This is a genomic window from Citrobacter sp. R-1.5.2, from assembly GCF_035064245.1.
GTDB lineage: Bacteria > Pseudomonadota > Gammaproteobacteria > Enterobacterales > Enterobacteriaceae > Citrobacter.
The window spans coordinates 519,009-537,230 of record NZ_JASEYC010000002.1; the positions used below are offsets into that span (position 1 = coordinate 519,009).

An 18,222-nucleotide genomic window follows, 5' to 3' on the forward strand; every position below is an offset into this window, starting at 1 on the left:
GTAGTTGTAGGGTATTTAAATCTCTTCGCTTCGCGCTGAGCTTGGGCAGTGTTTTCAGGGAGAAGATCAATTGCTGCAACTACCATATAAGGGGTTGTCTGGCAATAGGAATATGCTGTATATTTTGGGGCTGACTGACTCTGAACTGTGAGCACAGTTATTGACTTATGTGTAAAGGATTATGTATGTTTTTAATTATCATCAGCTATATTTTATTTGCTTTATGTGTTTTTTCGACATTATATGTTTTGAGAATGTACGAAGAACCTGGGAAATTGCGCAACTGGGAAGTTATGACACTAATATTAATTTCTGCATTCTGGCTTCCTGAATTGATTATTTTGGTTATTTCTTTTGCGTTTCTTGGACCTATCCTATTGGGTATCAGGTTACTGCGTCGGCAAAAGGTTTGTGCCTGAATCAAATGTACTGCACCTCTGCTATGCAAGAGGAGCGACAGCAAACTGGCGATCGTTCGAGTATTGAATGATTGCCAGTTACAACGGATTGTACCAGTCTAAAACCTGGCGACGATAAGCCATTATACAACGTTATGTACAATTTTCGTTGCTGATGCTATGGCATGAGTAGGTTCTTTATAAAATGCAGATTAAGCTATCCCTCACCGACCATCGCGGTGACTCAATAACAAATATTCTTTAATCGTATCGATGTTACGCACTACGGTGAACGTAAGCAAATCTGAAGATGGCGATGGCGATTGGTTATCCGGAGGAAAGTAAATCCTGGTACCAGAAATGATGATGTTCTCCATACTCGTCACTCGTTCTCCAGCCACATTTCAGCTTCTTCAAACATTTCCTGTACCGTCCTGCTTATCTGTTCTTTCTCATATTTGCTGGTATCAGTGTTGATCGCCGGCGGTGTCATCATCGGATTTACCCGGACATCAGCATCCGGGTAAATCCGGTGAGCCTTCTTACTCAGTTCGCCCGGAATGATGCCTTTTGCACCGGGAAGCCCATCAAAATTCCATGATCGGTGCGGGTATCGGTAATGGCGATTTGCGGATCGTTGATCGATCAAAAAAGCCTGTACATGGGGACATTGTTATTGCTGCCATTGATGGCGAGTTTACTGTTAAACGTCTGCAGTTAAACCCGGCAGTTATGCTTGTTCCTGAAAACAGTGCTTATGCACCCATTATGATAAACAGCGAAGATACGCTGGATATCTTTGGCGTTGTGACGTTTAGAATTGGCAAGAAGCTGGAGGCTATGGGGATCAAAAAGGTTCTTGATCTGGCAGATACTGACATCCGTTTTATCCGTAAGCACTTCAATGTTGTCCTGGAGAGAACAGTGCGCGAGCTTCGTGGAGAACCCTGTCTTGAACTGGAGGAGTTTGCGCCAGTAAAGCAGGAAATTGTCTGTTCCCGGTCATTCGGGGAGCGCATTACCGATTATGACGCTATGCGGCAGGCCATCTGCAGTTATGCGTCGCGCGCCGCAGAAAAGTTACGTGGCGAGCATCAGTATTGCCGCTTCATATCGACCTTTGTCAAAACGTCACCCTTTGCGCTGAACGAACAGTACTACGGTAACAGAGCATCAGTGAAACTGCTCACCCCGACACAGGACAGCCGGGACATTATTGCAGCAGCGACGCGAAGCCTGGATGCAATATGGAAAGACGGACATCGATATCAGAAAGCGGGGGTTATGCTGGGAGACTTCTTCAGTCAGGGCATAGCCCAGTTGAATTTGTTCGATGATAATGCACCACGTCGTGGCAGCGAGAAACTGATGGAAGTTCTCGACCATCTGAATGCAAAGGAAGGCAGAGGGGCACTTTATTTCGCCGGACAGGGTATCCAACAGCAGTGGGCAATGAAGAGAGAAATGCTTTCACCACGTTACACCACCAGGTATTCTGATCTTCTTAGTGTCAGATGAGTTTCATCAGATACCTTCGTCCGCTCGGTGCCAATAGCAGACCTTACCCACTGCAGTAATTTACCCGACTGAGATCCATTCAGTAATGGTTCTCGCCAACGCCTCAGGTTGTTCGAGCGGGATCATATGACCGCAATCCTTGATGGTTCTCAACGATGCACCAGGTATGGCATCGACCAGTTCCTCCGCCTCCTGCATGGAACGGATGGCGTCATTTTCACTGGCAATAACCAGAGTGGGACAACCTATCGTTACTGAAGGAATACCTTGTCGGGTTAAGGTCGATTGCGTAATGAAGGCTTCAAATCCGAGACAACGTCCCATTTGCTGGATAGTTGAAATCATATCCCGATCTGATGCGTTTAGGGGGTGCAGTGACCGGGCAATAGCATTGCTGCTCAGCCCCTTAAACGTTGCGGGTGACAATGACTGCACGCTTTGCCGCTTTGATTCCGCCTCTAATGGCGTATCCTCCCGTAACGAACTGGCAATCAGTACCAGGGACTCCACACGATCCGAAAAATCTGCAGCAAACTGCCGGGCAATGTACCCTCCCAGTGAAAAACCTATCAACGTAAATTTGTCAGGCAGACAGGTACTCATATGCTGCGCGATATCATGGAGGGTTAGTCCTCCGGTTACGGAAGCATGATGAACAATACAGTTTGCCGGCAGGTATGTTTCAAATTCATGCCAGAGCATTTCATTCAGCATATACCCGGGAATTAAAACGATCGTTCGTGGCATTAGGCTCATAGCACTCGCTTAAATGTATCGAAGGATTAGCTCAGGAACGGTTTAAAAATATCTGACCAAGGCTGAAACGACAATCCCAAGGGTGATAGCTATTAAAGGTCTTTTATAAACCAGCATCACGACGGCCGTGGTCAATAATGCCATCTGAGCGCCTTTGTCGCCTGTGAGGGCAACGGGGGCTAAAATCGCCACGAGAACGGAGCCTGACATCCCCTGAATAAAGGCTTTTATTCGGTGATTAAAAGGCACAAAGGACATAATCCAGACACCACCCCATCGGGTAACGAGTGTGACCAACGCCATAATAAAAATAATAATAAGAGGTCCTGTGCCTACCGTCTCAATACTCATTTTTTCTCTCTCATGATAATTCCAGTAATACCTCCGGCGAGGGCTCCAGCGATCACATGACTATTTTCTGGTAACCATTTATACGCTATCAGCGAGGCACTGGCCGCTGCGGCCCAGATAATCAACATCCTCAGGTTTCTTTCCCCTTCGAACACCATAGAAAGGAGAAAACACCCCATGACCATATCAAGACCAACGCTTTTGGGATCCTGGATAACGCTCCCAAAATACAGTCCTGCCAGGGTCCCTGCTCCCCAAAAAAGCCATAACGCAAGACCGCCACCAAAGAGTAATCCCAACCCCGCGCTTCCCCTGCTGAATGCCTGTATGGACATGGCCCAGTTAGCATCGGAAACGACCATCATGATCCCGTAGCGTTTAGCGGGTGTTAACGCGCGCAACCACGGGTATAAAGTGGCCCCCATTAACAGATGCCTGGCATTAATGGCAAAAACGGTGGCGATAAGGGTTAATACAGGAACCTGATCGGTCCAAAGCTCTAAGGTGGCGAACTGAGCATAACCGGCAAAAACCAGCAAACTCATCATTGTCGCCGACGTCGGGTCCACTCCTTTCTGCGATGCGGCCAGGCCAAAGGCGGCACCAAAAATAGCGACAAAGAGTGAAACCGGGATAAGCTGCCGAAAACCATCCCATATCAGCGAATGATTAAGTTGAGACAAATCGGGCTGGTGATGCGTCATCCGGGACCTCATGAATTTCATAACAGTGAAAGCAAACAGGGGGCCACTATGACAGTGTTGTGGAATCGATAAAAACGCATAATAATTGATATTAATATTTGATTATCGAATGCAAGGCTCAAAGGTGCATCATCAAGACCTCCAGATGGACTGGCTTAAATGTTTTGTCGCGGTAGTGGATGCGGGATCGCTTTCGGCTGCGGCACCTGAAGTCCATCGCTCACAATCTGCGGTCAGCATGCAACTTAAAAAGCTGGAATCTGCATTAGGGTGTCAGCTTTTACTTCGCGGCCCTCGTCAACATCAACTCACGTCTGAAGGACAAAAACTGCTGGGGTATGCCAGAAGGATGCTCGACCTTCATGCTGAAACACAGGCCGCATTTCACGGTAAGGAGTTAACAGGGCGTATTCGTCTGGGAGTTCCTGATGACTATGCAGCAAAATACCTTACCCCTGCGCTGAAGAGATTTGCCCCTAACTTTGGGTCAGTCGAGATCGAACTGAGCTGCGAGCAATCAACGTCACTCATTCCTCGCGTTGAGAGCGGCGATCTCGATTTGGCCCTGGTCTCCCGGGAGCAACCCAACCAGGGCGCGTTACTGTTTTATGAACCGATGGTGTGGGTGGGTTCTCCACAGTTTGAGGTCTGGCGGCGCGATCCATTACCCATTGCGGTTTATGAAAGTACAAGCCTTGCTAAACGTAGTGCTATCAACGCACTAGCACTGCAGGGGCGGAGATATAAGGTGGTGTATAACAGCTCCAGTCTGTCGGGACAGATTACAGCTGTAGAAAGTGGCCTGGCTGTTGCCGTTCTGACCCAGTGCAGCGTGCCACCTCATCTGCAAATTCTTGGCAGTGAACATCTTTTGGGGCCTCTTGAACCCATGGAAGTCTCATTGTTCAGAAGCCATACTTCCCAGGGTTCTCCTGCAGTGGATAGTTTGTACGATTTGCTCCTCAGGACATTACGGGTCAGAAAAGTTGAAAGTTAAGACGATTTATTAGGTGCCTCAACGTCCGCTCCTCGCTCACAGCGGACCTTCAGCTCAGCTTCTTAGTCCGCTTTATGCCAGGAGCGGATATACGTAACTTATGATACGCGTCGTCAATCATTCGCCTCAGACATCAACGCGGAAACGCTTTAAGAATGTAATCCCGAACATAGGCGGTTCGGCTGTTATTAGCCGTCCTTTTGTTCCAAACCAGATAAAGATGATTAGTCGGGGCGAGATCTGCAGGTGTAACTGAAATCAGACGCCCGCTTTTCAGGTCATTGTCACAGTGATAATCCGGTAACACCGTCCATCCATGTCCGTCGCAGACCAGGTCGCGGATAATACGTAAATCCGGAATGGTGAATGCAGCCTGCATCTCAGGGGCTTTCTGAAACATGGAGGCCCAGAGCGCTCTAATCAGTGGCAACTCTTCGTCATAAGCAATCAGCGGTAATGAGGCAAGCGTTTCAGCACCAGGTTCTGATCCTATGACCTCTGACATAGCGGGAGCATGAACAAGGAGCATGCGTTCAGTCAGGAGATGTGCATAGCCGTACAGACGGTTATCAGGCATAGATGCGGTAACTGCGAGATCGGCGCTCCCGTCATGCAAAAGGGAATAAATACGTTGTTTATTGCCGGTATGAAAGCGCAGGCGATACCCCTCCTTCATTAATGGAGCCATTACAGCCCCAAGCCGGGAATGAATAAAATCCGGCGGTCCTGCCAGATTAATTGTTCCCCCGCGCACAGGGCCTGACCGGAAAGACGATAGCTTTTCTTCCAGACCGTCAATGAAGGGTGAAACGGAGCGGGCAAGCTCATCCGCAGCTTCGGTCGCCGTCACGCCTCTGGCCTGCCTGATGAACAGACGCTTACCAACCAGAGTCTCAAGAGATTGGATATGTAGTGACGCTGCGGGCTGAGTGATGCCCAGTAGCTCTGCCGCCTTTGAAAAGGAGCCAGAGCGATAGGCCTCAAGAAACGTTCGCAGGTGGCTCAGATGGCTCATAGTGAAGCGCCTCGCTGATGAAGTTTATCGTTACAGGGAGCCTCATGCAGAGCAAGGGCCAGTTCACTCACGTAATCATCCCGTATTCCCAACGCACCCAGAGTGGCCTGCAGTTTCCATACATAATCTGCATTCGTGCCAATGTCTCCGCGGGCAGATGCGATGCTCGACGCTACGGTCGCTGTAAGATTGTCCTGTTCATAATGCGGATGCAATCTGTCTGATACGAAAGCTAGCGCCTGAATTTCCTCACCGTTTCCGAGCGAAATTTCAGCCCAGACAGGACGGTACAGACCGGTAATCATCTCTCGCGTCCAGACCATCTCCAACTCATGTATCAGAGTCGATTCCGGCAGTCTGAACGCCATACCTTCGGTTATTCCACCCTCGTCAAGAGATAACATTCTGCCGGGGATATCAGGGGTGGCTCGTCCGGATATCAGCCGGATACAGAAACTGCGCTGCCATCCTTTCAGACGGGCCCGTTGCATTTCTTCAATCGCCAGCGCGGGATTCCACATCAATGACCCGTAGGCAAATATCCACACAGGAGCGCCTATCGGGCGCTCCTCCAGAGTGGAGTACATTGATGCCCGTATTTTTTCAGCGTCCCAGCGCATGTGTGCCGGGAGCAGCGTTTCATGCGCTCTGACAAATGCGCCATTGAGCATATCTTCACGGGTAAGCATATTACCTCCCTTTCCTGGCACAGGATTTAAGCCTGCTGAAATTTACTGCTGTGACGGCGACTGATTTGTGCAAGCAGCAACAGTAGGCCGAGCAGAGAAACAATCGCACCGCTGATACCGGTATACACAATACCGGCGTGTGTGATGGTAAGACCGCCCAGTACTGAACCCAGCGCGATACCGGAGTTGAAGCCCGCGATATTCAGGCCGGCAGCAACGCCATGCGCATGAGGAGCATGTTGCTCAGCGACACCAATCAGACGGGCCTGCAGTGCCGGCACTGCGGCAAATGTCAGCATACCCAGCAGCGCAACCAGAATACCCATGCTCGCTGGTGAGGAAGCCAGCAGCCACATACCCAGCACGACAATAACAATGCCGCTAATAATGAGTATATTGGCACGATTCACCCCCATGCTGTCGGTAAGTTTTCCACCCAGAATGTTGCCTACCGCAGCGGTAATACCATAAACCAGCATAAACAGACTCACCGTTGCTCCGGTTACGCCTGTCACCTGCATCAGAATAGGTGCGATAAAGGTGTAAGCCGTAAACGAGCCTGCATACGCCAGCACCGTAACCAGCGCGCCGGCCAGTAACTTACGGTTAAACAGCATGCTAATATTCTGCATTGCTGAACCACTATGTTCGCCGGGGACGCTGCGTACGGGGTCTTTCATACCGAACAACAGTCCAAGGAATCCGAGCGCGCCGAAAGCGGCAATAGCGCCGAGAACTGGACGCCATGAGACCACGCCTCCCAGCCATGTACTTAGCGGCACGCCGATTGCCATCGCCAGAGTAAAGCCACCAAATACCACAGCCACCGCTCTACCTGCTTTACCTGGTCCAGCCAGACGAGCAGCGGTACTGGATGCCGCAGCCAGAAACAGGCCGTGTCCCAGACCGGCAATGAACCGCGCCAACAGTAGCTGAGGTAATGTGGCGGCAAACGCGGCCGCCAGACTACCGGCGGTAAATACAACGGCAGTGGTAAGCATCACATTCTTCCGGTTCCAGCTTGCGGTCAGCGCAGACAGTACGGGTGCCGCGAACGTTGCCCCCAGTGCATAGGTCGTAACCGCTGCACCGGTCTGCTCCACACCCACCCCCAACCCCTGAGCCATGACGTCGGTCAGCCCAATGGGGACAAATTCCGCGAGTCCGAGCGCAAAGGCACTGATAGTGAAAACATAAATAACAAATGGCATGACTGCCTCCTGATTTAAGTAAGGAGTGCAGTCTGATTTAGACAAGCAGATAAATAAAATAATGTAAATTTCATGTGGAATAAAATTATTTATACCTAAGGCAAAGATATAATGTCTCCACAGCACACAGAAATTTTCTGTCTTCAGGGGAGGGGCTTCGAAAGCTCAGATGCAAAATTTCTGCGGCCCCGTTAAGAGTCAGTTGGCCGGGTTTAGTCTGCTCTTCGCTCAAAGCTGACATTCTCTCACTATCTCTTCGTGCATCAACATATAGTTTCTATTAACTCTGGTCCTTGATTCCCAACATTCCCAACGGCACGCGTAACGGCGTGCCATATAAATTTATCAGCCGGCACGGAACCGTCGACAGCAATTTCCGCAGCTTCTTTCCCTCCAGCATCCTGCCTCATCCATTCGCGCGCGGCTTCTGGTGACAGTACCAGTGGTCGCCTGTCGTGAATATCTACCAGCCCTTTGTCGGCCGCAGTTGTCACTATCAGGAAACCTTTAGCTTCATCTCCTCGTTCGAATGGTGTGCTGCCGATCGCAGCCATAAATATTGGTTGACCGTCTGCCCTGTGAATAAAGAAGGGGTGTTTCTTGTCGCCTTCCTTTTTCCACTCAAACCAGCCATCAGCAAAGCAAATTGCGCGACCATACTGCCAGAGTGGTTTAAGCATTCTGCTGGTGGCGGCAGTTTCAGACCGTGCGTTAATGAGAGGCGGTTTATCCCACCAACCGGGGGTATACCCCCAGATAACTGGATCAAGATGCAACTGCTCATCACGTTCGCTCAGAAGCAGAACTTTTGTCCCTGGCGCTACGTTGAATCTTCCAATGGGTTCTGGATCGTATGGAATGTCGCGTTCTGATTCATCAGCGAGTAGGGCAAGATAGTCTTCACGCGTCATTGACTGTGAAAAGCGTCCACACATAGAAACCTCTAGTCACATGTAAGACTGAAAGTATAGGAAATCGTCCTGCACGAAACGATTTGAACCCTACACCTGAACACCGATGCAGATAGTAAATGGCATCAGTGGGACCAAATCATATTAAACAAAATGAACATACTTCATATTTGGAATTATAACAGGAGGAATAGAATGCCAAGGAAAGACCAAAACCGTTATGCAGATGTTTTGTATCAGACTCAGGCAGCAAGTAGCAGAAGGACACAATATCGTGAGTTTCTTGAACGAAATGGGTATGAGCATAACGAGGAAAAGGCCCAACTTTTCGCTATGAATTTAGGATTAAGTTCAAATAATAGAGTTAACCTCGTTCATGAGTTGATGTCGGGGTTTTGACAGGAGTTGAAAACTGAACGGGGTAAATGTGTTCACCATTGAGGTTTAATCTTAGTAGTAACCTTTTGAATATTCAGAGTTCAATTTAATGAACTATTGGCGAAAAAATAATGCAACTGATTGATAAATCAGGATAACACGCACGATTTAAAATCCCTCGGCGTTCGCGCTGTGTGGGTTCAAGTCCCACTCCGGGTACCATGGGAAAGAATAGAATAATCAAAGCAATAAGCAGTGTCGTGAAACCACCTACGGGTGGTTTTTTTGTGCCTGAGATTTACTGACAGCAAGTAGCTTGTGTCGCAATACCCCTCCAGTAAAGCCAAACCGCTAAAATGCCCAATTCACCAACATGATTTAGCCCATTCGTTTATCGGCGTATAGGCGTGTTCAGCATAAACCCTCCCCGGGCCGGGTTGTTCATGAACCCATCACGGGCGGGGTTATCGTTGTGGTTCTGAAAACCGCTCATTATGAGGGGATCGTTAATGCCATCCTGAATCGCAAAGGGTCTGTGGATCCGGTTACGGGCTCTGAACGTAAACGCAAAATCATCTGCTCCGCCAATCACGATAACGCCATTGCCGGTAGCTAACGCAGCACTCAACTCTTGCTCTCTTTGAGCCTGACTTTGCAATGTACCGGCTGCAACAGATGAAGATGCCAACAGCAGTAGTGCAAGGACGGCGCATGAAAATACCTGTGGCAGTTTCATGATAAATACTCACAAATAATATGGCTATTAAAGTATAGCGTTTGATGACGCTCTTATCCGGGCGCTAAACAACCATTTTCTTGCAGCTGAGGCGGTGATTCTGGGGGGCCTGGCCGGTGTAATTAAGCACTATAATAAAAACAGCTCACAGGTGATTATGCCTGTTCGTAGCACAGGCAGGTGCCGCAGATTTTTCACCCCATAGGGGAGAGAGAAGGCGATGGCTGACTATCAGTTTTCCACACTCTGGCGGGTTGAGGCTTCACTGCAGGATGTCTGGGATGTTTTCTCTCACCCGGATCAGTGGCCAGAATGGTGGAGCAGCCTTGAGCGTGTTGTTGAGATCAAAAAAGGCGATATACAGGGGGTCGGAGCGTTACATCGTTACACCTGGAAGGGCGTGCTTCCGTATCGTTTAACCTTTGATATTAATGTATTAAGTATTTCGCAGTACTCTCTTCTTGAAGGTGCTGCCAGCGGCGAGGTTGAAGGGCGTGGGGTATGGTCTTTTATTGATACCGGTAGGGAAACTATTGTCAGGTACGACTGGAATGTACGAACCACGATTCGCTGGATGAATATACTTGCCCCACTGGCGGCACCGGTATTTCGTTGGAACCACGATACGGTAATGCGCGAGGGGGCGAAGGGATTAGCCCGTAAACTTGGCACCCATGTGTATATATCCTGATTCAGAGCCTATCCCATTAGGGCTATTTTGCTTGCCATTTCGACGCGGGCAGTGCTCAAACTGTTTGCGCCAATGACGTCTGCTGGAATAGGTTCTTAGTCCTCTGTTCTCAGAGGCAGTTTTATCCCTGAAAGTTAAAAATCCCGCCGTTGTTAACTAACAATGCGGCAATTTCATTTAACGTGTTGTCGAATGCCGCGGCATTTTGCAGTCCTGCGTTATGCAGCAGTTCTAAATTCTCACGCGATGCGTTATCCAGCGTTGGATCGGCACCATATAATTCGGGTTGAAGCCTGTAATATTTCGCGTTTTTTACCGTTGAGGCGATTTGTTGTAAATAGTAGGCAGTCATCTGCGGGCCACCTTCGAGCGCGATATCGATAGCAGGTTTCGCCCAGCCAAAGGGTCCCCAGTCTTTAACCTCTGAATATGAATAACCCTGCAGCTTTTTACCGGTACCCAGAGAGACAATGATCATGTCTTTGATGCCAGCGACGTTTGAAAACTTAATCGCCTCGGAATAAGCACACAGTGCTGGATCGTTTGCCACGACACCACCATCGACCAGGACATACTTTTGCGGTAATGGGGGAAGTGAGTAAATACGCGCTGCTTCGAAGTACGTTGGTGCTGCGGAGGTACCACGTAAAACATCTCGGACCAGAAAATCCCGTTTTTTGGCTACGGCAGAGTGTTGTTTGAAGATCACCGGAAGACGACTGCTGACATCATAAGCAACAAAGCAGGTTGGTTTTAATAATTCACTCAGTTTTGTATCACCGAAGGCTGTTTTTAATACTCGTTCCAGTTCCGTTGCCGAGTATTTTTCATCACTTACACCGCCTAATGAGCTGATGGTTTTCCAAATGCCGACGTCAAAAATCTCATCGCCGTCCTGAAGATAGAAGTTGACGGCTTCCTGAGCGGAAAATTTGGGGTTTCCTGTCGCGTCGGGACACACATAGGCAGAACAGAGGATGGCGCCAGTACTGGTGCCTGCGACTAAATCGAAGTAATCAGCGATTCTTGCTGTCGGTTTTTTTGCTCTATCTTGTAACTTCTTTTCCAGTGCGACTAATAGCATACCTGGCAGGATGCCTCTGATGCCACCGCCATCAATAGACAGTATTCTCATCGCCATTTTGACTTCCTCTCAGTGTATGAAACATGAAAGCGGGAGACTATATGTGAAGTGCCTGCGTTTAAATATAGACAGGTTTTCGGCGGTGTTTCCTTAATAAGAATGAGGGATCTTCATGTCGTCATTACTGTACTTTCTCGCCGGTAAGTGGCTTAATGACGGCCACATAGTTTCTTATTTCATTCACAGTTAACAGGTCTGTTATTGATGAATAACCTCCATCGACTCGCCTTTTTATGTCAGCGTCTGTCTGCTGTGATGATCGCCTACGGTTTTTTATTCCGCCGCCGCTCAACTCTCATAACATGGACAGACAGCAATGCAACGTCGACGATTTCTCAAAAATAGCGTTCTCCTTTCCGCCGCCGGTTTAGTCGGCCCTTCGGTTGTTAGCCGGACGGTTCAGGCTGCTGAGCCTTCAATCATGCCGGTGGCACGTCGGCGCTTTGTGCTATCGCAAACGTATAAGCTCAACCCACCAAAGGGTTCAAGTGGTGTCGTGAAGTTGTGGATCCCTTTGCCGGTCGATACCGCATTCCAGCAAATGATAAATCTTGCTTTTAGCGGCAATTATAAGCAGGCGTATGTCACAACCAACAATGTCTATGGCGCAAAAACGTTGTTTGCCAGTTGGCCTGACTCGCAGGGAGAGCTGCTGATCAAGGTTGATATCGACATTGAGACAGCCGATTGGGAACCGCTGCAGCATGACGCGTTAAAAAACTGGCAAGCACCGGAACAGATTACTTACCCGCTGGATGCAAAACCATATTTGTTACCAACAACGCACACCCCGATTGATGGGCTGGTCCTGGAAACAGCGCGTAAAATTACCGGTAATGAACAAGACCCGCTGAAAAAAGCTCGCCTGATTTACGAGTGGGTGAGCAGTCATATGGAGCGTGATAATGACGTTATCGGCTGCGGAACCGGGGATGTCGCGGAGATTTTAAAAAGCGGGAAGCTCAAGGGCAAATGCACCGACATGAGCTCTGTTTTTGTCGCCCTGGCCCGAGCCAGCGGCATTCCTGCACGTGAATTGTTCGGGATTCGTCTTGGGAAAGCAAACAAGCTGGAGCGTTACTCAAAAAGTGCTTTTGGCAAAGCCGACAGTGCAGGTGTTGCCGATGTAAGTGGGGGGCAGCACTGCCGCGCGGAGTTCTACCTGGCTGGCTACGGCTGGCTACCGTGTGATCCGGCCGATGTGACCAAAATGCGTCTGGCAGAGAAAAAAACACATCAGGATGCGGACGTCCAGGCGGTGAATACCTATCTGTTTGGCAACTGGGAAATGAACTGGGTTGGCTTCAACTATGGTCGTGACTTTGAACTGTACCCGGCTACAGAGCAGGGCGCGATGAACAACTTTGGTTATCCGTATGCTGAAGTCGATGGTGACCCCATCAATTTCTATGACCCGAAAGCGTTCTCTTACCGCTATGTCGCAACAGAACAACGCTAAAGGGGCGGGATTGACCCTACTGACGGCCGCCGCGGCTGCCGTCACGGCTGGCTTATGTTGCGTGGGACCGCTGCTATATCTGCTGTTTGGTATTTCGGCGGCGAGCTTTGCCGTGTTCACTCAGTTTGAGTTTCTGCGCATTCCCCTGATGTTGCTGTCCTTAGGGTTATTGTTACGCGTTTTCTGGCGACTCTACTTTTCTAAAAAACTATGGTGTTCCGGATGGCTGTCCCTGAAGCAAGCGCGCGTTCTGTACTGGTGTGCGTTGGCGCTGATTCTGCCCGTGCTGTTTTACCCCACGATCGTGGCCTGGTTTTATGAGGTGTTTGAGTGAAGATTGTTACGTTAATCGCATGTCTACTGTTGCCATTGTGGACTCAGGCTGCCAATCAGAAAGTGGTGCTGGATATACAAAATATGACCTGCTCGCTATGTGTCATTTCGGTTAATCAGGCGCTACGTGAAACGGATGGGGTGATTAAAGCCAAATCTTCGCTCAAAACCCGGCAGGCAGAGGCTATCGTCCCGGAGGGATTTTCTACCGATACGCTCCTTAACGCGGTGGCGAAAACGGGGTATACCGCAACGTTGAACCGTATTGAGCCACAATAAACCACCTTCGGGTGGTTTTGTTCTGTTTTCCGCGTATGATGCCCGGCGGCTGATGCTCCCTTTTGTGCGTTAACTACCGGAATTCCCCTCGTTTCCTGTTAACCTGAATTGGCGGTACCTGTAAGCCGCTCATGCCCATTTGGATCTGTTATCCCACCAGCCATGTAAGATAATCACAGGCAAGAATTTTTACTAAGGAAAAGCGTTATGAAAACGGGACCACTAAACGAGAGCGAACTGGAATGGCTGGATGATGTGCTGACTAAGTACAATACGGACAAGTCTATTCTGGATGTGTCAGAGCTGGATGGCTTACTGACGGCGGTGCTCAGTTCACCGTATGAGATCGAGCCGGAGCAGTGGCTGGTCGCTATCTGGGGTGGTGCGCAGTATGTTCCGCGCTGGTCCTCCGAAAAAGAAATGGCGCGTTTCATGAATCTGGCGTTCCAGCATATGGCGGATACGGCCGATCGTCTGGATGAGTTCCCAGAGCAGTTTGAACCGCTGTTCGGCCTGCGTGAAATTGAAGAACATGAGCTGACTATCGTAGAAGAGTGGTGTTTTGGCTATATGCGAGGCGTCGCGTTGTCGGATTGGTCAACGCTACCTGATTCACTGAAACCCGCTCTTGATGCTATTGCGTTACACGGGACAGAAGAAAACTTCGAAGTGGTGGAGAAACTGACACCAGAGGCATTTGAAGAGAGCGTGGATGCCATTCGTCTGGCGGCTCTGGATCTGCATGCTTACTGGATGGCACATCCGCAGGAAACACCGGTTAACGTCCCGGTAAAAGTTGATGCCAAAGTGGGGCGCAACGACCCATGCCCGTGCGGCAGCGGTAAAAAATATAAACAGTGCTGCCTGCATTAAGTAAAAGGGGCGTAAGCCCCTTTACTTTACAGAGCCAATAGTAGGCCTGATAAGCGTAGCGCCATCAGGCAAAATCTTCGTTAACCCACTTCAGGCAGCAGCCCTGCGGCAATAGAAAACTGCACTGCTATTACCACGATGCCGCAAATAAAGACCAGCGCCAGCGCCGGCGTGCCACCCATTACGCGGTAGTTTGCCTGCGGGTTGTGTTTTCTGCTCCGCCAGGCCAGCATGGAAGGGATCAACAGAGCCAAAACGGCCAGGGCAACGCCTGCATATCCCAGCGCCATGACAAAACCTCGCGGATAGAAAAGAGCAAATGCCAGCGGTGGCAGGAACGTCACGACACCAGTTTGCATTCTGCCGGCCACAGTATTACGGCGCTGAAAGAGATCTGCCAGGTAATCAAATAACCCCAGTGCCACACCGAGGAAAGAGGTGGCCAGTGCGAGGTCGGCAAACAGATGCACGGCCAGTTCGACGTGCGGTGAAGCCACGACTTCACGTAATGCCTGTAACAAACCGTTTAAGCCAGCGTGATTGGCTAAAAGTCCCATAAACGTTGACGAGTTAATGCTACCGAGCGTGGCCAGTTGCCAGAAAATATAGGCCACTAACGGGATGGCGCTACCGCTGATAAACACCCAGCGCAGTTTACGGATGTTGCCGTTCATGTAGCTGACGATGCTGGGTACGCTACCGTGAAAACCAAATGAGGTAAAAATAACCGGGATCGCGGAGAGTGCCAGGCCTTGTTGAAGAGGCAGGGTAAGCAGGTTCACCTTATGAATATGCGGCATCAACAGCGCGAGCATTGCCACCAGGAAGATGATTTTGGCGCTAAACAACAGACGATTGAACAAATCAACCAGTGAGGTCCCGACGCACACCACGCCACCGGCAACAAAGGTGAACAGCAATACGCCTGTGGTGGGCGAGATGCTGGTTCCGGTCCAGTCACTGATGCTGGAGGCCAATAGCTCGCCTGCACCACTGATGTAGGCGGCGGTCAGGGCATACATCAAGAACATCATGCTAAAGCCCGTTACCCACTGCCCGTATCGGCCAAGATAGCGTTTTGCCAGTGTGCCAAGCCCGGTGTCTGCCGGTACATGCTGGTACACTTCAAGCAGCAACAGCGCGGTGTAGCACATCAGGGCCCATAGCCCAACCAACAATACCAGCGTGACGCTAAACCCCACGCCTGCCGCCGCCAGCGGCATTGCCAACATACCGGCACCAATCGTGGTTCCCGCCACGATAAAAATACTACCCAGGGTTCTGTTTTTCACGCTTTCCTCTGTCCCAGAGATAATCAACGGTTATATCTGCGGCGCAGGTTAAGGCATAACGCTATTTTCGTCAAATCACCGTTACAAGTGCTGTATATTAATATTTACAGATGCTGAGGCTTAAGATGTATTAAAAATGATATTTATCTGCTCTCTGCCCGCATAAACCTGCGTTAGCGCAAAGCAGCGTTGTGCGGTTCACATTAGGCTACGGGCTTTATTGAGGAGGTAGTATGGAATCTATTCACGGTCACGAAGTGCTCAACATGATGATTGAATCTGGTGAGCAGTATTCACATGCCAGCCTTGAGGCGGCGATTACCGCGCGGTTTGGTGAGCAGGCACGCTTTCACACCTGTTCAGCAGAAGGCATGACGGCGGGCGAGTTGGTCGCGTTTTTAGCGGCGAAGGGGAAGTTTATTGCCAAAGAAGACGGCTTCTCTACGCATGAAAGCAAGATCTGCCGCCACTAAGATTCTCGAATAACGGTGGCAAACTGCCACCGTTACCCAACAACATTAATTCTGTGTATCAAGGGTTGCCAGTTCTTTATCGATGAAATAAAGACCTTCGCCACTTTTACCGGCCAGCGATAACTTATCGATGACAGATTTAAATAATTTCTCTTCTTCATGCTGCTCAGCAACATACCATTGCAGGAAATTAAAGGTCGGATAATCCTGGTGGGTCATTGCCGCATGCGCCAGTTCATTAATTTTCTGGGTGATCAATTGTTCGTGCTCATAGGTTACACGGAACAGTTCATCCAGGGAGGCATATTCTGCAAACGGTGAAGAAACAGTATTAATACGCGGCAGGCTGCCGGTATCCGTCAGGTAATCGAACAAACGCTGCATATGCGTCATTTCTTCCTGGGCGTGACGACGCAGAAACGCGGCCGCACCTTCGAAGCTGTGATAGCTGCACCACGCACTCATCTGTTGGTAGAGCAGGGATGAATATAATTCAAGATTCATTTGCTCATTCAGTTTATCGATCATTTCTGTTTTCAGCATGGTTCTGCTCCACGAACGTTATTATATATTGATGTGGTGCCACTATAATTTGTTATTTAATTATTTGCAAAAGGTAAAATAATAAAGTTATTTATTAAAAATGCGAATGGGAATAAAACGCATTAACGCTATTAAATTGATGATATAAATAAAAATAGAATAGATGACCAGCAGGTGTGCTGGTCGGAATGATTAATAATGGAAAGTGGAAGTTTGTGGTACGGCAACACCGTGACACTGCCAGGACAGCGTGATTTTGGTATTCAAACACAGAGAACCGGCATAAACGCTGCAGGTCGCAACTGGCTGGCCAAATCCGACTGCACTGGCATAGCCCATGCGCTGACATTCTTTTGTCGCAGTTCCCTGAGCAACATAGTCGTCGGTACGTGCTGTTTGTAGCATGGCCTGGTTGTAAGTCAGACGAACCACGCCGGTAATGTTGCTGGCTTCGCTGACCTGAGCCTGCTTAGTGATGGTGCATCCCGTCAGCATGAGCGGTAAGAGGGCAAGAATAAAGGTCTTCATGAAATCGCTCTGAAAAATCGGTGATACGCTATCCTGACATACATCACGGCTAATCAATGGCCTGAATAGCCAGAAGATCACCTGCGATTAATCACAACGACACCCTGTTTATGAGTCAAATCTGAAGGCTGGCGCAAAAACCGTGAGCATCTCGATATTTTATGAAACTTAATTTCATAAAATTTGAAAGCTGATTTACTAAATAGTAATGTGACTGAAATGTCATGACTTACGGCGGGCCCCCCGCGGCGCATTCAGGAGAGTACACAATGAAAATTGCATTGATGATGGAAAACAGCCAGGCAAGCAAAAACGCGATCATTCACCATGAGCTTAAGTCTGTCGCGGATGAAAAAGGTTTTCCTGTGTTCAACGTCGGGATGAGCGACGAAAATGATCACCATCTGACTTACATCCATCTGGGCATCATGGCCAGCATTCTGCTCAATTCAAAAGCGGTTGATTTCGTTGTCACGGGCTGCGGTACGGGTCAGGGAGCCATGATGTCACTGAATATTCACCCCGGTGTGGTGTGCGGCTACTGCCTTGATCCCGCGGATGCGTTCCTGTTTGCGCAGATCAACAACGGTAATGCACTCTCGCTGGCCTTTGCAAAAGGGTTTGGCTGGGGGGCTGAACTGAACGTCCGGTATATGTTTGAAAAAGCGTTTACCGGTCGTAATGGTGAAGGTTATCCGCCGGAGCGGAAAGAGCCGCAGGTGCGTAATGCGGGGATTTTGAACCAGGTGAAAGCGGCAGTAGTAAAAGAAAATTATCTTGATACCCTGCGCGCTATCGATCCTGAACTGGTGAAAACCGCCGTTTCAGGTCCACGTTTCCAGCAGTGTTTCTTTGAAAACTGCCAGGACAAAGCGATTGAAGCCTTTGTCCGTGAAGTTATTGGCTAAACCCGGTTGGCCCGATAGTGTGAACTGAACTATCG

The 18,222-nt window shown here is 49.3% G+C and carries 23 protein-coding genes and 1 pseudogene; 11 read left to right on the top strand and 13 right to left on the bottom strand.

Annotation, left to right across the window (positions count from 1 at the left end):
• Positions 1–185 precede the first annotated feature (185 nt).
• Positions 186–419, top strand: a complete 234-nt coding sequence (locus tag QMN38_RS06510) for a hypothetical protein (RefSeq protein ID WP_323604720.1) — start codon at positions 186–188, stop codon at positions 417–419.
• Between the two features lie 361 nt (positions 420–780).
• On the opposite strand, the gene QMN38_RS06515 is transcribed toward QMN38_RS06510, so the two are convergent.
• Positions 781–1,047: a DinI-like family protein gene (locus QMN38_RS06515; RefSeq protein WP_323604721.1), complete on the bottom strand. Its 267-nt coding sequence runs from the start codon at positions 1,045–1,047 to the stop codon at positions 781–783.
• Here QMN38_RS06515 and QMN38_RS26965 point away from each other — a divergent pair.
• Together QMN38_RS26965 and umuC are read left to right on the top strand one after the other, a co-directional pair.
• Positions 996–1,148, top strand: a pseudogene (locus QMN38_RS26965) (S24 family peptidase); the annotation flags it as partial. The gene QMN38_RS06515 and the pseudogene QMN38_RS26965 overlap by 52 nt on opposite strands.
• Positions 1,149–1,166: 18 nt before the next feature.
• Entirely contained in the window at positions 1,167–1,916 is a 750-nt protein-coding gene (gene umuC / locus QMN38_RS06520) for a translesion error-prone DNA polymerase V subunit UmuC (RefSeq protein WP_416348257.1), read from the top strand.
• 60 nt (positions 1,917–1,976) lie between these two features.
• Here the strand turns inward: umuC and QMN38_RS06525 are convergent, their stop codons facing one another.
• Genes QMN38_RS06525 through QMN38_RS06535 form a run of 3 tightly spaced genes read right to left on the bottom strand, consistent with a single transcriptional unit; the run spans position 1,977 to position 3,727 of the window.
• Positions 1,977–2,672 carry an alpha/beta fold hydrolase gene (locus tag QMN38_RS06525; protein ID WP_323604723.1) on the bottom strand — a complete coding sequence of 232 codons (696 nt, stop codon included), beginning with the start codon at positions 2,670–2,672 and terminating at the stop codon, positions 1,977–1,979.
• A gap of 42 nt (positions 2,673–2,714) precedes the next feature.
• Positions 2,715–3,023, bottom strand: a complete 309-nt coding sequence (locus QMN38_RS06530; RefSeq protein ID WP_087050606.1) for an AzlD family protein — start codon at positions 3,021–3,023, stop codon at positions 2,715–2,717.
• A complete protein-coding gene (locus QMN38_RS06535; protein ID WP_087050607.1) occupies positions 3,020–3,727 on the bottom strand; it encodes an AzlC family ABC transporter permease in 708 nt (235 codons plus the stop codon). Before QMN38_RS06535 ends, QMN38_RS06530 begins: the two co-directional genes overlap by 4 nt.
• A gap of 124 nt (positions 3,728–3,851) precedes the next feature.
• Here QMN38_RS06535 and QMN38_RS06540 point away from each other — a divergent pair, with 124 nt between their 5' ends.
• Positions 3,852–4,724: a LysR family transcriptional regulator gene (locus QMN38_RS06540; RefSeq protein ID WP_073519981.1), complete on the top strand. Its 873-nt coding sequence runs from the start codon at positions 3,852–3,854 to the stop codon at positions 4,722–4,724.
• 133 nt (positions 4,725–4,857) lie between these two features.
• On the opposite strand, the gene QMN38_RS06545 is transcribed toward QMN38_RS06540, so the two are convergent.
• The 5 genes from QMN38_RS06545 to QMN38_RS06565 form a co-directional block, all read right to left on the bottom strand.
• Positions 4,858–5,739, bottom strand: a complete 882-nt coding sequence (locus QMN38_RS06545) for a LysR family transcriptional regulator (RefSeq protein ID WP_239606423.1) — start codon at positions 5,737–5,739, stop codon at positions 4,858–4,860.
• Positions 5,736–6,428 carry a gamma-glutamylcyclotransferase gene (locus QMN38_RS06550; protein WP_267449876.1) on the bottom strand — a complete coding sequence of 231 codons (693 nt, stop codon included), beginning with the start codon at positions 6,426–6,428 and terminating at the stop codon, positions 5,736–5,738. The genes QMN38_RS06545 and QMN38_RS06550 overlap by 4 nt, the downstream gene beginning before the upstream one ends.
• Positions 6,429–6,454: 26 nt before the next feature.
• Positions 6,455–7,639: an MFS transporter gene (locus QMN38_RS06555; RefSeq protein ID WP_239606421.1), complete on the bottom strand. Its 1,185-nt coding sequence runs from the start codon at positions 7,637–7,639 to the stop codon at positions 6,455–6,457.
• A gap of 263 nt (positions 7,640–7,902) precedes the next feature.
• A complete protein-coding gene (locus QMN38_RS06560; protein WP_323604724.1) occupies positions 7,903–8,574 on the bottom strand; it encodes an SOS response-associated peptidase in 672 nt (223 codons plus the stop codon).
• Between the two features lie 745 nt (positions 8,575–9,319).
• Positions 9,320–9,664 carry a hypothetical protein gene (locus QMN38_RS06565; protein ID WP_323604725.1) on the bottom strand — a complete coding sequence of 115 codons (345 nt, stop codon included), beginning with the start codon at positions 9,662–9,664 and terminating at the stop codon, positions 9,320–9,322.
• A gap of 220 nt (positions 9,665–9,884) precedes the next feature.
• Here QMN38_RS06565 and QMN38_RS06570 point away from each other — a divergent pair, with 220 nt between their 5' ends.
• Positions 9,885–10,355: an SRPBCC family protein gene (locus QMN38_RS06570; RefSeq protein WP_323604726.1), complete on the top strand. Its 471-nt coding sequence runs from the start codon at positions 9,885–9,887 to the stop codon at positions 10,353–10,355.
• A gap of 121 nt (positions 10,356–10,476) precedes the next feature.
• On the opposite strand, the gene QMN38_RS06575 is transcribed toward QMN38_RS06570, so the two are convergent.
• Positions 10,477–11,496 carry a patatin-like phospholipase family protein gene (locus tag QMN38_RS06575; RefSeq protein ID WP_271454226.1) on the bottom strand — a complete coding sequence of 340 codons (1,020 nt, stop codon included), beginning with the start codon at positions 11,494–11,496 and terminating at the stop codon, positions 10,477–10,479.
• Positions 11,497–11,815: 319 nt separating this feature from the next.
• Between QMN38_RS06575 and QMN38_RS06580 the strand changes: the two genes are divergently transcribed.
• From QMN38_RS06580 to QMN38_RS06595, 4 genes are all read left to right on the top strand, one after another.
• Positions 11,816–12,958, top strand: a complete 1,143-nt coding sequence (locus tag QMN38_RS06580; protein WP_323604727.1) for a transglutaminase-like domain-containing protein — start codon at positions 11,816–11,818, stop codon at positions 12,956–12,958.
• Positions 12,936–13,292, top strand: a complete 357-nt coding sequence (locus tag QMN38_RS06585; protein ID WP_202038371.1) for a mercuric transporter MerT family protein — start codon at positions 12,936–12,938, stop codon at positions 13,290–13,292. The genes QMN38_RS06580 and QMN38_RS06585 overlap by 23 nt, the downstream gene beginning before the upstream one ends.
• Complete coding sequence (locus QMN38_RS06590; protein ID WP_271450232.1) at positions 13,289–13,570, top strand: heavy-metal-associated domain-containing protein; 282 nt, start codon at positions 13,289–13,291, stop codon at positions 13,568–13,570. The genes QMN38_RS06585 and QMN38_RS06590 overlap by 4 nt, the downstream gene beginning before the upstream one ends.
• Positions 13,571–13,777: 207 nt before the next feature.
• Positions 13,778–14,443, top strand: a complete 666-nt coding sequence (locus tag QMN38_RS06595; protein WP_271450233.1) for a YecA/YgfB family protein — start codon at positions 13,778–13,780, stop codon at positions 14,441–14,443.
• 80 nt (positions 14,444–14,523) lie between these two features.
• On the opposite strand, the gene tyrP is transcribed toward QMN38_RS06595, so the two are convergent.
• Complete coding sequence (gene tyrP / locus QMN38_RS06600; protein ID WP_202038372.1) at positions 14,524–15,735, bottom strand: tyrosine transporter TyrP; 1,212 nt, start codon at positions 15,733–15,735, stop codon at positions 14,524–14,526.
• 233 nt (positions 15,736–15,968) lie between these two features.
• On the opposite strand from tyrP, the gene QMN38_RS06605 reads away from it, so the two are divergent.
• Complete coding sequence (locus QMN38_RS06605; protein WP_005127720.1) at positions 15,969–16,208, top strand: YecH family metal-binding protein; 240 nt, start codon at positions 15,969–15,971, stop codon at positions 16,206–16,208.
• 45 nt (positions 16,209–16,253) lie between these two features.
• Here the strand turns inward: QMN38_RS06605 and ftnA are convergent, their stop codons facing one another.
• Both ftnA and QMN38_RS06615 read right to left on the bottom strand, forming a co-directional pair.
• A complete protein-coding gene (gene ftnA, locus QMN38_RS06610) occupies positions 16,254–16,751 on the bottom strand; it encodes a non-heme ferritin (protein ID WP_005127719.1) in 498 nt (165 codons plus the stop codon).
• 192 nt (positions 16,752–16,943) lie between these two features.
• Positions 16,944–17,279 carry a YecR-like family lipoprotein gene (locus QMN38_RS06615; protein ID WP_323604728.1) on the bottom strand — a complete coding sequence of 112 codons (336 nt, stop codon included), beginning with the start codon at positions 17,277–17,279 and terminating at the stop codon, positions 16,944–16,946.
• A 269-nt stretch (positions 17,280–17,548) separates the two neighbouring features.
• Between QMN38_RS06615 and QMN38_RS06620 the strand changes: the two genes are divergently transcribed.
• Entirely contained in the window at positions 17,549–18,187 is a 639-nt protein-coding gene (locus QMN38_RS06620; protein ID WP_323604729.1) for an RpiB/LacA/LacB family sugar-phosphate isomerase, read from the top strand.
• The last annotated feature ends 35 nt before the right edge of the window (positions 18,188–18,222 follow it).

What these genes read in the sequence shown, in the direction of transcription:
- QMN38_RS06510 (WP_323604720.1), top strand. Translation starts at nt 186, where the DNA reads ATGTTTTTAATTATCATCAGCTATATTTTATTTGCTTTATGTGTTTTT.
- umuC (WP_416348257.1), top strand. Translation starts at nt 1,167, where the DNA reads ATGATAAACAGCGAAGATACGCTGGATATCTTTGGCGTTGTGACGTTT.
- QMN38_RS06525 (WP_323604723.1), bottom strand. Translation starts at nt 2,672, where the DNA reads ATGAGCCTAATGCCACGAACGATCGTTTTAATTCCCGGGTATATGCTG.
- QMN38_RS06530 (WP_087050606.1), bottom strand. Translation starts at nt 3,023, where the DNA reads ATGAGTATTGAGACGGTAGGCACAGGACCTCTTATTATTATTTTTATT.
- QMN38_RS06535 (WP_087050607.1), bottom strand. Translation starts at nt 3,727, where the DNA reads ATGACGCATCACCAGCCCGATTTGTCTCAACTTAATCATTCGCTGATA.
- QMN38_RS06545 (WP_239606423.1), bottom strand. Translation starts at nt 5,739, where the DNA reads ATGAGCCATCTGAGCCACCTGCGAACGTTTCTTGAGGCCTATCGCTCT.
- QMN38_RS06550 (WP_267449876.1), bottom strand. Translation starts at nt 6,428, where the DNA reads ATGCTTACCCGTGAAGATATGCTCAATGGCGCATTTGTCAGAGCGCAT.
- QMN38_RS06555 (WP_239606421.1), bottom strand. Translation starts at nt 7,639, where the DNA reads ATGCCATTTGTTATTTATGTTTTCACTATCAGTGCCTTTGCGCTCGGA.
- QMN38_RS06560 (WP_323604724.1), bottom strand. Translation starts at nt 8,574, where the DNA reads ATGTGTGGACGCTTTTCACAGTCAATGACGCGTGAAGACTATCTTGCC.
- QMN38_RS06565 (WP_323604725.1), bottom strand. Translation starts at nt 9,664, where the DNA reads ATGAAACTGCCACAGGTATTTTCATGCGCCGTCCTTGCACTACTGCTG.
- QMN38_RS06570 (WP_323604726.1), top strand. Translation starts at nt 9,885, where the DNA reads ATGGCTGACTATCAGTTTTCCACACTCTGGCGGGTTGAGGCTTCACTG.
- QMN38_RS06575 (WP_271454226.1), bottom strand. Translation starts at nt 11,496, where the DNA reads ATGGCGATGAGAATACTGTCTATTGATGGCGGTGGCATCAGAGGCATC.
- QMN38_RS06580 (WP_323604727.1), top strand. Translation starts at nt 11,816, where the DNA reads ATGCAACGTCGACGATTTCTCAAAAATAGCGTTCTCCTTTCCGCCGCC.
- QMN38_RS06585 (WP_202038371.1), top strand. Translation starts at nt 12,936, where the DNA reads ATGTCGCAACAGAACAACGCTAAAGGGGCGGGATTGACCCTACTGACG.
- QMN38_RS06595 (WP_271450233.1), top strand. Translation starts at nt 13,778, where the DNA reads ATGAAAACGGGACCACTAAACGAGAGCGAACTGGAATGGCTGGATGAT.
- QMN38_RS06605 (WP_005127720.1), top strand. Translation starts at nt 15,969, where the DNA reads ATGGAATCTATTCACGGTCACGAAGTGCTCAACATGATGATTGAATCT.
- ftnA (WP_005127719.1), bottom strand. Translation starts at nt 16,751, where the DNA reads ATGCTGAAAACAGAAATGATCGATAAACTGAATGAGCAAATGAATCTT.
- QMN38_RS06615 (WP_323604728.1), bottom strand. Translation starts at nt 17,279, where the DNA reads ATGAAGACCTTTATTCTTGCCCTCTTACCGCTCATGCTGACGGGATGC.
- QMN38_RS06620 (WP_323604729.1), top strand. Translation starts at nt 17,549, where the DNA reads ATGAAAATTGCATTGATGATGGAAAACAGCCAGGCAAGCAAAAACGCG.